Origin of the sequence: Trichocoleus sp. ST-U2 (assembly GCF_039961875.1) — a bacterium.
Taxonomy (GTDB): Bacteria; Cyanobacteriota; Cyanobacteriia; order Cyanobacteriales; family FACHB-T130; genus FACHB-T130.
In genome coordinates this window covers 64,003-79,429 of the sequence record NZ_JAMPJY010000028.1, presented here as the reverse complement: position 1 = coordinate 79,429, position 15,427 = coordinate 64,003, and the positions used below count along the sequence as shown (strand labels likewise).

Annotated in this window: 15 protein-coding genes; 9 read left to right on the top strand and 6 right to left on the bottom strand. The window is 46.3% G+C overall.

The genetic code is table 11. The annotated features are described in order from the left end of the window. Nucleotides 1-459: 459 nt before the first annotated feature. Nucleotides 460-1,446, bottom strand: a complete 987-nt coding sequence (locus NC996_RS18365) for a YegS/Rv2252/BmrU family lipid kinase (RefSeq protein ID WP_190412886.1) — start codon at nt 1,444-1,446, stop codon at nt 460-462. 108 nt (nt 1,447-1,554) lie between these two features. Further along, nucleotides 1,555-3,861, bottom strand: a complete 2,307-nt coding sequence (locus NC996_RS18360) for a bifunctional (p)ppGpp synthetase/guanosine-3',5'-bis(diphosphate) 3'-pyrophosphohydrolase (RefSeq protein ID WP_190686509.1) — start codon at nt 3,859-3,861, stop codon at nt 1,555-1,557. 375 nt (nt 3,862-4,236) lie between these two features. Here NC996_RS18360 and patD point away from each other — a divergent pair, with 375 nt between their 5' ends. The 5 genes from patD (at nt 4,237) to rpsU (ending at nt 7,832) form a co-directional block, all read left to right on the top strand. After that, complete coding sequence (gene patD, locus NC996_RS18355) at nt 4,237-4,626, top strand: heterocyst frequency control protein PatD (RefSeq protein ID WP_190412660.1); 390 nt, start codon at nt 4,237-4,239, stop codon at nt 4,624-4,626. Between the two features lie 166 nt (nt 4,627-4,792). Further along, the gene (locus NC996_RS18350; RefSeq protein ID WP_190686506.1) at nt 4,793-5,362 is read left to right on the top strand and encodes a zf-TFIIB domain-containing protein; all 570 of its coding nucleotides are present in this window, start codon (nt 4,793-4,795) and stop codon (nt 5,360-5,362) included. Between the two features lie 64 nt (nt 5,363-5,426). Further along, on the top strand, nt 5,427-7,085 hold the full coding sequence (locus tag NC996_RS18345) for an ABC transporter ATP-binding protein (protein WP_190686503.1): 1,659 nt from the start codon (nt 5,427-5,429) through the stop codon (nt 7,083-7,085). A gap of 183 nt (nt 7,086-7,268) precedes the next feature. Further along, on the top strand, nt 7,269-7,616 hold the full coding sequence (locus tag NC996_RS18340) for an RNA-binding protein (protein WP_190412663.1): 348 nt from the start codon (nt 7,269-7,271) through the stop codon (nt 7,614-7,616). 33 nt (nt 7,617-7,649) lie between these two features. Continuing rightward, complete coding sequence (gene rpsU / locus NC996_RS18335; protein ID WP_190412664.1) at nt 7,650-7,832, top strand: 30S ribosomal protein S21; 183 nt, start codon at nt 7,650-7,652, stop codon at nt 7,830-7,832. A gap of 58 nt (nt 7,833-7,890) precedes the next feature. Here rpsU and NC996_RS18330 read toward each other — a convergent pair whose 3' ends face one another. Then, nucleotides 7,891-8,061: a hypothetical protein gene (locus NC996_RS18330; RefSeq protein WP_190437060.1), complete on the bottom strand. Its 171-nt coding sequence runs from the start codon at nt 8,059-8,061 to the stop codon at nt 7,891-7,893. Here NC996_RS18330 and NC996_RS18325 point away from each other — a divergent pair. The 3 genes from NC996_RS18325 to NC996_RS18315 all read left to right on the top strand — a co-directional run bounded on the left by NC996_RS18325 (nt 8,060) and on the right by NC996_RS18315 (nt 11,153). After that, entirely contained in the window at nt 8,060-8,641 is a 582-nt protein-coding gene (locus tag NC996_RS18325) for a hypothetical protein (RefSeq protein WP_199300607.1), read from the top strand. The genes NC996_RS18330 and NC996_RS18325 overlap by 2 nt on opposite strands. Nucleotides 8,642-8,885: 244 nt before the next feature. Then, nucleotides 8,886-9,341, top strand: a complete 456-nt coding sequence (locus tag NC996_RS18320) for a hypothetical protein (protein ID WP_190412887.1) — start codon at nt 8,886-8,888, stop codon at nt 9,339-9,341. Nucleotides 9,342-9,614: 273 nt separating this feature from the next. Next, a complete protein-coding gene (locus NC996_RS18315) occupies nt 9,615-11,153 on the top strand; it encodes a serine/threonine-protein kinase (protein ID WP_190412665.1) in 1,539 nt (512 codons plus the stop codon). Between the two features lie 564 nt (nt 11,154-11,717). On the opposite strand, the gene NC996_RS18310 is transcribed toward NC996_RS18315, so the two are convergent. Further along, the gene (locus NC996_RS18310; protein ID WP_190412666.1) at nt 11,718-11,912 is read right to left on the bottom strand and encodes an NblA/ycf18 family protein; all 195 of its coding nucleotides are present in this window, start codon (nt 11,910-11,912) and stop codon (nt 11,718-11,720) included. 401 nt (nt 11,913-12,313) lie between these two features. On the opposite strand from NC996_RS18310, the gene NC996_RS18305 reads away from it, so the two are divergent. Beyond that, nucleotides 12,314-12,439: a hypothetical protein gene (locus tag NC996_RS18305; RefSeq protein WP_277879754.1), complete on the top strand. Its 126-nt coding sequence runs from the start codon at nt 12,314-12,316 to the stop codon at nt 12,437-12,439. 325 nt (nt 12,440-12,764) lie between these two features. On the opposite strand, the gene NC996_RS18300 is transcribed toward NC996_RS18305, so the two are convergent. Together NC996_RS18300 and NC996_RS18295 are read right to left on the bottom strand one after the other, a co-directional pair. Then, entirely contained in the window at nt 12,765-13,760 is a 996-nt protein-coding gene (locus NC996_RS18300) for an L-lactate dehydrogenase (RefSeq protein ID WP_190437067.1), read from the bottom strand. A 180-nt stretch (nt 13,761-13,940) separates the two neighbouring features. Beyond that, nucleotides 13,941-15,374, bottom strand: a complete 1,434-nt coding sequence (locus NC996_RS18295; RefSeq protein WP_190686500.1) for an alkaline phosphatase D family protein — start codon at nt 15,372-15,374, stop codon at nt 13,941-13,943. Nucleotides 15,375-15,427 lie beyond the last annotated feature (53 nt).

Here is a 15,427-nt window from a genome sequence, read left to right as displayed (position 1 = left end):
CTCAAATTCTTCTACTTTGAGTCCAGTCAAGCTTTGAAACACATGAGGTTTATTGTGGATAGCGCCGTAGCTCAACATCGTAAACACCTCGGTCTTCGAGCAACAACCCTTCACTTCTAAACTACTCTATTTCCGATTAAGTCTATTTAAGAAAGCATATTCGTTGGCGCTGGCGATCGCTCACTTGTGAGTCGTTTTTAGCGTTTAGTTACGAGTCCTTGGTTGGTTACGACTGCCCTAACAGACAAAGTTAATGATTTGGAGGATAGGTAGAGCGCGTTTCGTTAACATCAAACCCTCGTCAATGATGAGTTTCGTTCCTCAAACCCATGCTCCTCAAAGCTCTTAAGAGTTTAACCCCACCCCAAACCCTTCACTGCTTTTCGATGAGGGCTTTAGGGTGAGGTTACGAGGATATATTGCAACAAAGCGAGAACCGCTATCGTGACGAATGACAGACTAATCAACCTCTTCAGGCGGAATTAAGTCTTGCTTGGACTCGATGATTACACTGGGTAAACCTTCAAGTTTTTCTGTAACTGGCAATTCTTCGAGAAGGGGGACTAAGAGCGTTAGGCCGCCAGGAATGCACTCGACATCAATCGGAGTGGTGCCGATAATTTCCCCATCTACGACAACTTTTTGCAGTGGATTGGTTCGTACCTGAATCCGTCTGGCTCGCAGATAGCCGATGTCATCTCGTTCTGTGGCACTGCCGCTTAGGGCAGTTTGAAGTAAATGATAGGAGGCAGCGATCGCTCCGGCAACATTACTCGGTGCCACGACGGTTAAATCGAGCAACCCATCATCAAAAAGAATGCCCGCCGGACCTTGAGCCAAAATGGATGTGGGGGGTGCAGCATTGGCAATTGTTACAGCAGCAGCGGTTAGTTTCACGATTTTGTCTTCCGTCTCAATCTCAACCTCAAACGTGTTGAACTGCCGCAACTGTTGAATTCCTGCCAGGATGTATGCCATCATCCCCAAGCGGTTCTTCGTCTCTCTGTCCGCCCGTTCGACGGCTTCTGCCTCAAAACCAATCCCCGCGAGTAATATCATCGGTTTGCCGTTGCAGTAGGCGGCATCCACGACCCGCGTTATACCTCCCAAAATTGTCTCGCAGGCGGCCTCTATCGTATCCGGTAGCCCTAAAGCAGACGCCAGGGCATTTGCGGTTCCTCTTGAAATCACGCCCATTGGAATGTTCGTCCCCACCAAGGCATCGGCGGCGGCTGAGAGGGTACCGTCACCACCAGAGGCAATGATGGTACTGGCACCGCGTTCCACTGCTTCTCTTGCCAGTTGAGCAGCGTCAATTTCAGGCGTTGTCAGATAAATATCTAGGTCAATTTCCGGCTCTAAAAGTGCCCGGATTTTTGCCAAATCTTGATCGGGATCGCTTTGACCGGCAACTGGATTAAAGATGAGACAGGCAGAGCGTTTTATGTCATTAGTCATTAGTCATTAGTCCGTTGTGATCAGCGGAGAGTCGTTGTCATTCGCCCACTGTATGAGTCTATTACCAGTGGCGAATGACGAATCACCGCAGTATCTCTATTCACATCCTTGACCGAAGCGACGTAAATTGAGAACGTCGCTGATTTGGCGAATTTGGGTAAAACACCGCTCCAGTTGTTGGAGATCGCGGATATCAATGCATAGGTCGATGATTGCCGGTCGCCCGTCTGATGTTTTCACGCCTGCACCCCGCACATTAATATTGTCATCGCTTAAACGGGACAGGATATCGTTAAAGACTCCGACGCGGTCAAGCACTTCAATTTGAATGCTAACTTGATAGGTTTGAGGACGTCCGCTTGAGTCGGTGGGGTTCCAGCTAACGGGGACTAAGCGATCGCCTAGGACATTCGCCACATTATTGCACCCTTGGCGGTGAATGGAAATTCCGCGATCGCGTGTGACTGCACCAATAATCGCTTCACCGGGGAGCGGCCCGCAACATCCAGCACGATGATACAGTAACCCTTCCACACCAGCGATAGGCGTTTTGGTGCTGGGAGCTGGGATGGGGCTTTTCGAGGTTGGAAGTGCAACAGCCGCTGCAAAATCTTTTATTGGGTCGGGGGCAGTCGCAATCGTTTGAGTTGCTTTCACGGCTTCTCGAATGCGATTGACTACCAGGTTGAGAGTGACTTCCCCGTAACCCAGAGCAGCCAATAAATCATCGACGCTGTGGTAATTACATCGTTCGGCGACCGACTGCATGGGGGTTGACTTCAGCAGAGATTCAAAGCCACTTTTGCCCAATTCTTTTTCTAGGAGTTCTCGACCGCGAGTAATATTTTCATCCCGATGCGATCGCTTGTACCATTGACGAATCCGGTTTTTCGCCCCAGTTGTCACCACAAAATTCAGCCAATCTAAACTGGGACGGCTATTTTTCTGAGTGATAATTTCAACAATGTCTCCATTCCTCAGCAGCGTGTCCAGCGTCACCATCCGTCCGTTGACCCGCGCCCCCGCACAGTGATTCCCTACTTCTGTATGAATCCGGTAAGCGAAATCGACGGGAGTGCTACCCCCAGTTAGAGGCACCACATCCCCTTGGGGCGTAAACACATAAACATCATCGTCAAATAAGTTGTCTTTGACGTTTTCCAGATATTCCTGAGCATCCTTGAGATCGCTTTGCCATTCCAAGAGCTGCCGCAGCCAGGTAAACTTCTCATCGGTTGCGGTCATTTGGGTACGGTTGGAATTCCCCGTTTCCTTATATTTCCAATGAGCCGCAATCCCGTACTCGGCAATGTGATGCATTTCCAAAGTCCGAATTTGCACCTCTAAGGGACGACCCGTAATTCCGAGAACTACCGTATGCAGAGACTGATAGCGGTTGGGCTTAGGTAAACCAATGTAGTCTTTAAACCGACCGGGGATCGGTCGGAAGGCATCGTGAACGACAGCTAAGGCGCGGTAGCATTCTTCATTCGTCTGGACAATCATCCGAATTGCTGCCAAATCGTAGATTTCGTGAAATTCCTTCTGTTGCCGCTGCATCTTCTGGTAAATCCCATACAAATGCTTGGGACGCCCGCTGATGTCAAGGCAGGTAATACTAGATGAGGCGAGTCCCTGCCGCAGAATTTCTTTGACGTTCGCTAATCGAATCTCTCTGTCTGCCCGTTTTTCTGCCACCAACTCTTGTATTTGCCGGTAGGCTTCGGGTTCGAGATACTTAAACGTCAAATCTTCCAGTTCCCACTTAAATCGTCCGATCCCCAAGCGATTTGCCAGCGGTGCGAAGATTTCTCGCGTTTCCTGGGCAATTCGCCGCCGTTTGGCATCAGGCAGGTGTTCTAGCGTCCGCATATTATGCAGCCGGTCGGCTAGCTTCACCACAATTACCCGAATATCTTGAGCCATTGCCAGAAACATTCGACGGAAGTTCTCAGCTTGGCGTTCGGTCTTGCTGGAAAAGGTTTCTGAAAATTTAGAAAGTTTGGTGACACCGTCTACCAGCAGCCGCACTTCTGAGCCAAACCGCTGTTCGATTTCGTCGAGGGTGACGGGCGTATCTTCTACCACATCGTGCAGAAAGCCAGCCGCAATCATGGCAGCGCCGCCGCCTAGGTCTCGTAAAAGACCAGCAACGGCGACCGGGTGACAGATGTAAGCTTCCCCGGATTTACGAGTCTGACCTTCGTGTAACTGGTAAGCAAATTCAAAGGCGCGACAGATTAAATCAGCCTCCGCAGGCGTTGGGAAAACTTTGACACTTCCCCCTTCGGACGTTGTGGGCTGTTTGGTGGTTTGATTGTCCTCATGGCGTGCAATCAAACATTCCTGTAGCCAGTCAGGAATGACACAACTAATTGTAGAAGTTGGAGCTTGTGAGTTCATAGTGTTGAGCAGGTCGAGCATAAAGAGTAAAAATAGCGAGGAGTTGTGCTGACGTGGAAAATGATTTTGTCTAGAGGCTAAAAGGGCATCTCCTAGGGTCTGCATTGAAGAGTCCCTAGGTTCGCTGAATTTTGGATTTTCAATTGTCAAGGGTCGAGGGTAAGAATATTGTCAGAAATAGAGCGATCCACCAAGATACCGCTTGGCTAATGCCTACGCTTACTGCGCGTCGCGCTTCCGGTGCGACGTATCGCTCTTGCCCTTACCTAAAGCTTGCTTGAAGATTGCAAGCCTACACCAGTTAGCTGGTGCTTAGCAATTGCCTTGTTGAATAGACAAAATTCTTTACATTGATTCTAGCGGAACAACGTGCCAATGTTGCCTCAGTCTTACCAACAACGTTATCAGGAACTTTTGACAGCTCTAGAACAGCTGCTGCATACAATGACAGCCGCTAATCAAGAACAAGAAGGGATCGGTGAAAAATTTCAACACGTCAAACAAGTTTTTGCACAGCAAATTACCAGTTTGACGGGTGATGAATTAGACCCAGAGATTGAGCCTCGGTGGAGGTCTTTCCAGACGGAAATCTATCGAGCGCTGCGACTTTTAGAGATGGATATGACATTTTTGCAGGCGTCTCGCCGTTCGGCAACCGCTAATCCTCGACAAGCGGCGATAAGCGATCGCTTATCAACCCTGATTGGCTACTGTCAAGCCCTCCTGCAAGCAGACGGAGATCGGGAAAGCCAGGGAGAAATATAGGAGCGGATTTCACCGGCTTTCTCTGGTATCTCGCAGATTGCCTTGATAAACCCACCCGCTTTGACAGCAAGGGATCGCAGGAGTCGCTGTCCTGGTGCAAGTGCAAGATGTCCGAAAAAACAGAGTAAATTAATAAAAAATTAAACTAGGAGAGGAAGAAAAACTGGTGAACTGTCCAAAATGTAAGAGTGTATCGCTACTCGATGGCACCCTGGCGGGAAATTTAGCTGTAAAACACTGCACCGATTGCAAGGGAACCTGGATTCCCTCTGGAGAATACGAAGCATGGCAAGCACAGCAACCGGAACTGACTCCCGCAGATCCGGAATCTATCGCTCAAATCCTAAATGTGGATTTTGTGCAGTCTCCCTTTGATACCAAAGCAGCACTGTGTCCGGAGTGCGGTCGTTATTTATCTCGCGCCAAGGTAAGGCTGAAAACGCCGTTTTATGTAGAGCGTTGCCTGAATTGTAGTGGGATTTGGTGCGATCGCGGGGAGTGGGAGGTACTATCTCAATTAGGGTTGCACACGACGATTGAGCAGCTGTTTTCCAGTGAATGGCAGATCAAGGTGGAAAAACAGCAACAATCCGAGAAAGAACGTGAAGCCACAATGGAAAAACTCGGTCCCGAATTGGCAGCGCGTGTGTTTGAGCTGGCGGAACAGTTAGCAAAACATCCGAATGGAGATTTTGGTGTCGCCTATCTGATGCGGCAAGTAGGCGTCACAAAATAGCGGAAATTGCGACCTTGTTGGATTACTAATTGTTCATCACCCATTCCTTATTCCCCGTTACCGAATGACTGAGAGCCTGTTTTGTGTAGAAAATCTGCGGGTTGCTTATCCCAGCCGTCGATCTACTGCTATGCCTTCTTGGGCAGTGGATGATGTCTCTTTCACTTTAGAACCTGGAGAGAAACTGGGATTAGTGGGAGAATCGGGCTGCGGTAAATCAACTCTGGGAAGGGCGGCGATGCGCTTGTTACCAGCTTCGTCTCGCGTTGAGGGGCGGGTGACGTTTGCTGGGAATTCCGTGTTCGATCTGACTCCGGCACAGTTACGGCGGTTTCGGGGGGAAGCGGTGGCGCTGGTGTTTCAAGATCCGATGACGCGCCTCGATCCCCTGATGACGATTGGGAAGCACTGTCTGGAAACGCTTCAGAGTCATCAACCTCATCTGTCACGGCAGCAGATGAAGGAAAAGGTACTCGAAACCTTGGATGCGGTGAAGATCCCGGCAAGTCGATGGTCGCAGTATCCTCACGAGTTTAGTGGAGGAATGCGGCAACGAGTCGCGATCGCGCTGGCTTTGCTTCTCAACCCAAAGCTAATTGTGGCAGATGAACCTACGACCAGTTTGGACGTAACCGTAGCCGCACAGATTTTACAAGAATTGACGCGACTGTGCCGGGAAAGGGAGATGGCACTGTTGCTGATTTCTCACGATTTGGCAATGGTGGGAGAGTATTGCGATCGCATTGCGGTGATGTATGCCGGGAAGATGGTAGAAACTGGCTCACCCCAGTCTATCTTTCGGCAACCGCAACACGAATATACGCGATCGCTTTTAGACGCGGCTTTTCACATCAGGAAATATGACACGGAAGTTGAGGAGCCGAAGAGCAATCATTCATTACCAATCCCCCTCCTGCGAATCAAAAATTTGCAGCAGTACTATACCTTAGAGAGCAATTTCATCGGACAGTTTCTTTCCAAAAATGTCCCCGTTATTAAAGCGGTAGATGATATCAACTTGGAACTTTATCCGGGGGAAATTTTAGGCTTAGTGGGAGAATCTGGATGCGGCAAAAGTACCTTGTCCCGGACGATCTTGCAGTTAATTCGCCCAACGAGAGGAAGCGTTGAGTTTCTGGGACAGGATTTAGCCCAGATGTCTACTAAAGCCGTGAGGGCATCGCGACGGCAAATGCAAATGGTGTTTCAAGATCCCCATGCTTGTCTCAATCCGCTGATGACAGTCGGTGAAAGTATTGCCGATCCCCTGTTTATCCACAAACTGGCTAGCCCCGATGAGGCGAAAGTGCAGGTAATGCAGATGCTAGAGCGAGTGGGCTTAACACCTACAAGCGAGTATTATCAGCGGTATCCCTCGGATTTGTCGGGGGGACAGCAGCAACGGGTTGCGATCGCTCGTGCTTTGATTACTCGACCCAAACTGCTAATCTGCGATGAGCCGGTGAGTATGCTAGATGCTAGCGTCCAGACACAAGTACTGGAGTTAATGTTAGAGTTAAAGCGGGAATTCGATTTAACGTATTTGTTTATTACTCACGACCTCTCTGTGGCAAGATTTTTGTGCGATCGCATTGCAGTTATGAATGCCGGTCGTATTGTCGAACTCGGCTCAACCCACGAGATTTTTACGAATCCCCAGCACCCCTACACCCAGACGTTGCTACAAGCCGCCCCTTTACTGGTATCGCAGCAGCCAAAATAGAATTGTTTTGACTGGTCAGCACAACATGGCATCTACGATCGGCTTCAGAGTCAGGGACTAAATGGTGTGTTAAAATCCTTAAACATAGACTTATATTCGGCTGTAGTGTTTGTTATTTCTACTGACAGGCAGTTTCTCCGGATCTAACTCTCTACACCACTTTTTTGATTCTGGAGACATTCCATGTCAATCTATGTAGGCAACCTATCCTACGAAGTTACGCAAGACGACCTCAGCAATGTTTTTGCTGAGTATGGAACCGTTAAGCGGGTTCAGTTGCCAACCGATCGCGAGACAGGTCGGATGCGTGGTTTTGCTTTTGTGGAAATGGATACAGAAACTGAAGAAACTGCCGCCATTGAAGCTCTCAACGGCGCTGAGTGGATGGGACGAGAGCTAAAAGTGAACAAAGCTAAGCCTCGTGAGGATAAAGGAGGCGGAGGTCGTCCTGGTGGTGGCTGGGGCGGCAACAATAGAGGCGGTGGCGGTGGCGGCGGCGGCGGTGGTGGTGGCGGCTATCGACGCTACTAATGCAATTAATCAAATAGTTTAGGAGGACACCGGATGACCCAAGTAGTTGTAGGCGAAAATGAAGGCATTGAGTCAGCCCTGCGCCGATTTAAGCGTCAAGTCTCTAAAGCAGGGATTTTTCCAGATATAAGACGGCAACGTCACTTTGAGACTCCTTTGGAAAAACGCAAGCGCAAAGCGATCGCGAGAAGGCGTAAGAAGCGTTTCCGCTATTAAGTCTTACCGTCCGAAAATCGAGTTTAAGACAGATTAATAACTTCATCTGTAACATTCTTCAGCACAACGCAGCCTCAAGAGCGTTTAACAGCTTGCTATCAAGCGATCTTTGCTTAGGCTCTATTTCAAAAGCTGGTGAGGCTTTAAAGCAAAATTTAAAGGCATCACCATCACAAGTTTTGAAATAGAGCCATTTCTTGTATTTTTCTCTACAAATTTTAGCAAGCATGACCCCAGAAGCAATACGTATTATCGCTGACCTAAGGCGTGAGTTTTATTCTCTCTTTGCTACTGCTATGAATGTGCCAGTGAGAGTTACTGGAAGTTCCTATAGTAGTAATTTTCCGATTGCATCTTGGATAGACAATCGGAGCCAAGTGAACTATATAAGTATTTACGCATACACTGCACCAGACAAGTTAATTCCTCAACGCCCATTTCTTCTACGAGTGGCGATTAATAAGAGCGCTGGTAGAGTTACAACGGCACAATGGGGAAGAGAATGTCGAGGACTTAATCAGGGTTGGTACTTCGAGTTAACTGTACTACCAGAGGAAATCTTAGACTTTCTACCTTGGGTCGTCAGCTTGGTGAAAGCGCACGATCGGGGTTCCCTGTCGCTTGTTCAAGACCCCCCTCATCCATTTGAATTTAAAGTATCCGAAGGGCCTTTGTCCAATGATGCTTGGACTCATTCTGCTTTGAAGATTGCAGACTCTTCAAAGTCTCAATCTTTCGTTCCCGCGATACTTCCGGAACCGAAGAACCGAGGTGCAGAGGTGTCTAGGAGTAGAAGAGCCGGAATATAAGGCCGGATTTCACCTGAAAATCTTTCGATATCACAGATAACATTGATAAACTGTCCTGGGGATCGAGGGACTAGAATTATAAAAGATTCCTTAGTTTGATTTTGGGATAAAGCCGCACAAGCGTATTCCACTTTACGTCCCAAGACTCCGGTTATACTAAACTTACTTGTCGCCTTGAATATTCATCCTGGAAGGGAAGAATCGTTTAAAGGCGGCGTTTCAAGCAGGCAGCAAGGTGACAACCGTGGGTCACACCTTTTTAATGGAGGCAGGACGATGGACGCTCCAAGGAAATTGGCTGGAGCGTCACGAGATGCCAATCACCGTGAGTGGCAGAACATTAGTGGCCTGGGGTCGAGAAAACTGGTTCACAATGGTGACAAAGCTGAGCTTTCCAGGCAGCGCCCGCGAGGAAATTTCTTTACAATATCGTGGGCGATTTGATGCTGGGGAACGCCAATATACCTATGTACTACAGCACAATCTTTTAGGTCGTGTTGAGGGCGAGGGCTGGGTTACGCCAGATTCGATCGTTCAGCGTTACTGGGTATTAGGCGATCGTCAGCGGCGCACTGGTTTCGATACCTTGCACCGTCTCAATGAGAATACCTACTACCTTTCTAGTGGCATCATGGCGGGTCATTATTTGACTAGCACGATGGAAGCAACGATGGAGCGTCAGCCACAATCATATTCTTGATCGCTCTAGAAATTCAGCTTCAGGCTCTAGATGGTCAGTAAGAAGTATAAAGTGTGAAATATGAAGCGGAATTTGGGAAATATAAAGTAAGAGGTATGAAGTAGGAAAGAACGTTTACTGGTCTTTCCGGTTTCTTGCGTGGAACTCAATATCTGTTTTCGCTTGAAGGCTTAAAACTCCATCTTGAAGACATAAGACTTCATCCTTTGAGATAAAGTTAATAGTTCCCTATAGTTAAATATTACAAATGCTCCCGATTTTAGGAGCCAAATTATGATGACAGACCCCAACACCGATCGCTTACTCGCCAATCGCTATCAACTCTTAGGGTTGGTAGGCAAAGGCGCAATGGGTCGAGTGTATCAAGCCAGGGATATGTTACTGGGAGGTGTCACCGTCGCGGTTAAGTTCCTCTCTCAGACGCTACTAAACCAAAAAATGCGCGATCGCTTTGAGCGAGAAGCAACCATCTGCGCTGTTTTGGGAGAAAAAAGTATTCACATTGTCCGAGTCAGGGATTATGGCGTGGACGAGAACGAAATCCCGTTCTACGTCATGGAATTTCTCCAAGGGGAGAGTCTGAGCGAGGTTCTCAAAGACCGGCCCCTGTCCTTGCCCCGATTTTTGAATATCACTCGCCAAATTTGTTTAGGGCTACAATGCGCTCACCAGGGCATCCTCATAGATGGTGAAGTCTGTCCGATTATTCATCGGGATATAAAGCCTAGTAATATTACAGTCGTTCAAGATACGACTTTAGGCGAGTTAGTCAAGATTCTGGATTTTGGCATCGCCAAGCTGCTCCAGTCCGACATCGCTCAGACTAACTCGTTTATGGGCACTTTAGCTTATTGTTCTCCAGAACAAATGGAGGGCAGAGAACTGGATAAACGCTCTGACATTTATAGTCTGGGCGTAATGATGTTTGAGATGCTGACGGCTGAGATGCCCTTGATGGCAGAGACTCACTCGTTTGGCGGCTGGTATAAAGCTCATCACTTTATCCCCCCAAGAACTTTTGATTCGGTTAATCCCGATCTAAAATTGCCAAAATCTTTAGAAAGCTTAGTGATGAGCTGTTTGGCAAAAGTCCCTAGCGATCGCCCCCAAAATGCGGCTCAAGTGTTGCAAGCATTAGAGCCATTGGAGCAACGTTTTGGTCAAGGTCGGCAATTAGGTCAGCGGATTGGAGAAGTTTTATCTAAACTGCCCGTCGTAGCCGATCCCAAACCTAAGAACGCCCCGACAGCCGATGAAGTCTGCCGCTTAACTTCCTGGCCTAAAAACAAACCAATTGCAGAGATTGTATTTCCCCATCTACTTCGCACTAGCCGCGAAGTTTTACCTACCCTGTGGGTCATGCTTCACAAACCGGAAATTCAGAATCGCCTGATCAGCACTCGTTACAATCAGTTTCTGTTTTTGATGTCTCCTCATCCTATGCTGCTGTGGATTACCGCCCTGCACAACCGCGAACAAGGCCCTCGCTGGCTCAGTTGCTACCTGGATCTAAAAACTTCTATGGGTCAGGATATTGTGCGACAACTGGGAGAAAACGGGATTTACCGGATTTTGTTCTTTGCTTTAGAAGAACCGCATCGGTGCGCGAATGTAATGATTTCCACAATTGCCCCGGTCCAACGCCAAATGTTGCAAGAGTGGGCAAATACAAGCCAAACCTTACCCTCAGTGGCTCAGCCCCAAATGAGTAAAAGTCTGCTCAAGCAAGAGTTTGAGAAGCTAAAGCCCAAGATTTTGATGAAGCTGGAATCTGTTCAGACCGGAGATTATTCTTCGGATATCTCAGGCTAGTCTGGGTGCTGAGTTAGGGCAAGAGAGTCAGGAGTTCATGCAGAGTCCAATAGACTCGCGCTTGATTATTTTTAATTTTACACTTGATTGCGATCGCGTCGCCTATGCCCGCAGGAGTGCCTGCAAAGCGTCTATTCGCTAGCGGTTCTCGCTTTCGCTCATGTCTGCACAGCGATCAAGCTGTCGCATTTATTTTTGTAGTATGAAAATTTTTGTAGTACGAAAACCTAAACTCAAAAAACCAATTTCGCTTATGCCAGTACTGCCAAACTTGTCATAAACTATTCAACTTCATGTCAAAACTCTGAAAAATCGGTACCAATTCAGCAAGCTTGACACGCCAACCGAGAAATCTTGGTCTACGTTCATCTACTTAAACACGCTTCCTTACTACAAGATATTATCTTTGTCCTTCGGATATTTAAATAGACAACGCTTCCAACCGTAAGCAATTTCCTAAAACTCAACGTTCTTGAAACTGAAGTTGACGCCCCAGCACCCCCAGCTTCTTTCCCCTGAGGAACAAAGCAAGAGACGGAGGTCGCCCACTGCGACACGGATACTCTATTCCTGAGGATTTGGCTCTAAGCCCCATTGGTGCTTCAGAAGATGCTTGTATGTAGCTTCGCGCATCACCATTTGTTCATAGAGTTTGACCAAGAAGTGCTGAGCTTGTTCGCGGCTCATATTCTCCACTTGGCTTTCAAAGGAACGGATGCTGAATTGTTGTTCGAGAGACAGTTCGATAGGTTGGTTCATGGTAAGCTCCGACTTTAGAGAGAGTGTATGTTTATCAATCGCTGAAGCACTCACAGGGTAAGGGCTGAACATCGCTGAACCGTCTAACCATTTCCCTGTTATTACGAAAGATAACAATAATTTGACAAAATGCCCATCTTTCTTTGTGTATACTTCAGTTGATCCCAAAGATGGAATATGCACCCAGAAAGTTTCATCTAGGGTTGAGGTAGTTTTAGCAAGTTGTTGGAGGGAAAATTGCTCATCACGAACAAACGGCTAAGTAAATATACTTACTAAGCCATAGCAGTGCCGCTCTTCAACCAGTGGAGACGCAATGCAGTTCCCTAAACACATTGCATTCAACACATTTGCTCTCTCAAGTGACTCTACCCACCCAGAGGATGTCTGAGAAGTCGGTTATGGCACCATCCAGTCGGTACTGCCTTTTCTGCATTTGGGCGACTTATGCGGTAGCCGCCCCTACGATAGGCTCATCGAGCAATCCTCAAGGGTTGTCAGAATTAATCGCGTTGGCGATCTCGTAGTGGGGCTGTATGGCGCTCAGCTCGCGCCTTCGCACTGCATAGCGCTAAGGAAGGGAAAGAAGAGAGATGGAAGATTTCATGAATGATTTAAGATGAATGGCGCTGACTTAAGCCCTGAACTAAAACCCTAAACTAAAGTTTGGGCTAAGAGCTAAGGTCAGTTAAAACTGACTAAAATACTGCCAGAACAAAAGCTTTCAACCTGTGAAAACAGGTTAAAAGCTTTAAGGTGAGGGATTTATCTCAAGGCTCTTATGTCAGTGCCATTCGATTTAAGATGGCTATACTACTTTTCAAATATCCTCTTAAACTGATAGCTGAGAGATTAAAGGTTGACTTGCTGAATCGTTTGGCGCAGGATTTGACTAGATCGTTGCAATTGTTCTGACTCTGTAGGGGTCAAAGAGAAATTCAGAACCCTGGTAACACCCTGACGATTTACGACCGCAGGCAAACTCAGACAAACATCATTAATTCCGTGAAGACCATTTATCAAACTACTAACAGTCAAAACTCGGTTTTGATTGCGTAAAATTGCTTGCACAATCTGAGTAACCCCTAAACCAATCGCGTAGCAAGTTGCTCCTTTGCGTTGGATAATCTCATAGGCGGCGTTCTTGACCTGTTGAAAAATCTCGTCAATTTGTGCAGTTTTCGTTAAATCATTATTGTCATGAACATCTAATAAATTCATTCCCGCAATATTGGCTTTGCTCCAAACGGGAACTTCACTGTCTCCATGTTCCCCAATAATGTATGCGTGCAAACTACGCGGGTCAACTTGTAACTTTTGGGCTAACAGATAGCGAAAACGAGCTGTATCTAACACCGTGCCCGAACCAATCACACTAGAACTCGGCAACCCAGAAAGCTTCCAGGAAACATAGGTCATGATATCTACTGGATTCGAGACAATTAAGAGAATCGCTCCTGGAGAACATCTCACGATTTCTGGAATCAAATTTTTAAAGATTTCGATGTTGCGCTGCACCAAACTTAACCGATTTTCTCCAGGCTTTTGTTTTGCTCCTGCTGTGACAATTACAATATCGGCATTTTCCCCATCTTCTAGGGTTCCCGCGCGTACTAGGCTGGGTTCGACAAAGGGTAGCCCGTGGACTAAATCCATGACTTCCCCTTCTAGCTTTTCTCGATTAACATCAACAATCACCATTTCATCCAAGGTGTTTTGAATCAGGATTGAGTAAGCGCAAGCCATTCCTACCTGACCTGCACCAATAATGACTCCCTTCCGGGGACGACGAGCGATCGCTAAGTCAAGATTAGTCTCGGTAGGGGTTGTAAATAATTCTTCAAACATATCTATCTGATGGAAAATGTCGTTGATGTAATGATATCGAAAACCAATCCTTTTCAGATAAAGCTAACCTTCTTTTCCTTTAATTATTTTTATCCTTGTGTCTCAACAACAGTCTTTTAGCGTCTCCAGAATGTTTTGGAAACGCTAAACCACGGCGTTAATTTTAACAATTCGCTACTTCTATGAAACCTTGTTTAACTCGATTCTTTCTCTATCAAAAGTTTTATTTCCGTAGTCACTACTAAACAAATCAAAAATAATAGATAACTCTCCATCGGCAAGTTGTTTTACATGAAGCAAGCTAAAATTATTTTTAGTACATACATATATTTTTTCTATTTTGTAGGGACTTTTAGTTTCATTACTTTCAATAAAATTTTCATCAATGACTATCTTTTGTAATATGTTCATAGCAAATTTACTTAAAGATGCATAGGCGATACCGCTAGAAGTAAGCTGAAACACTTTAGCCGATGGAGATTGCTCGTGGGATAACTTGAAAGCAGCTCCCATGTGTACATCTCCGCTCAAAAATACAATAGGTTTCTTGGTTTTTTGGGAAACCTCAAAAACCTTATTTAATAGTTGATCTCGTTCTGCCCAATTAGATTTATGATCCCAATGATCTCGTAAATCATCAGTGTACTTCCAATAGGGGATGTCTAAATTATTAACAGCAAAGCTCTTAAAATGAACGACTGGAACTGGCGACACAATAAATAAAACGCGGGATTCAGAATCATATTGGGAATTTAGCCAACCGTCAAAACGTTTCCACTGCTCGGCACCTAAAAGACGCAGCTCTTGCCGATTATAATCATGATTTCCCCTCATATCTAATACATAAAAACTACAGAATCCACAATTGAACTGATAGTCAAATTGATCAATACTGGTATCTGTAGGAGGATTATGAGAATGTTCGTATTCTTGATAAACTTGCTTAGCAGCCTCAAACATTTCATTTGCTAGCCGCAAATGTTCTTGAGTATTTCGCAACTGCCATGAAGTATCTAGCTGTGCGGCTAATTCATTGGGTGTATAAGAACCCCAGCCATCCATAATTTCATGGTCATCCCATATCATATAGGTGGGAAAAGTTTGAAAAAGTTGTTGCACCTGGGGGATGCCCCAATAACCCCGATAGATATCTCGATACCAGGAAATCATATCGGTTTTAGAAGGGTTTTGTTTTTTGTTCTTCTTCAACCAGCTCCAGATATTTAATTGTTTATTTCCTTCTCCATCCACATATACTTGGTCGCCAGTACCTATCAAAAAATTTGCATTTGTATCCAATAATTCTTGCTTAAATTTATCCCACATTTCCAAATTGAGGAGCTGATGCTCGTCGTAAGGCATATGGCAACTGAACATCCCAAAATTCACCTCTGTGGGATGTTCTGGAAAGGTTTGAAATGACAGGTTTTGTTCGTTGCCCAGTTCCCAGGGTTTTTCTCTATCCAAGTGAAATAAAGCGTAATAATAGCGAGTATCGGGTTGGAGATTTTTTAGGTCTACTACACCTGTTAAGTCATGCTCTTGATTAAGTTGGAGTGGGACAAGAGTAACGCTATAAATTTCTTGGGAAGTACTTGGAGAGGTTAATCGCAACCAATGCCCTTTTTCGTCGTTGATTATCTCCGGAGTGCCATTGGTAGGAATTC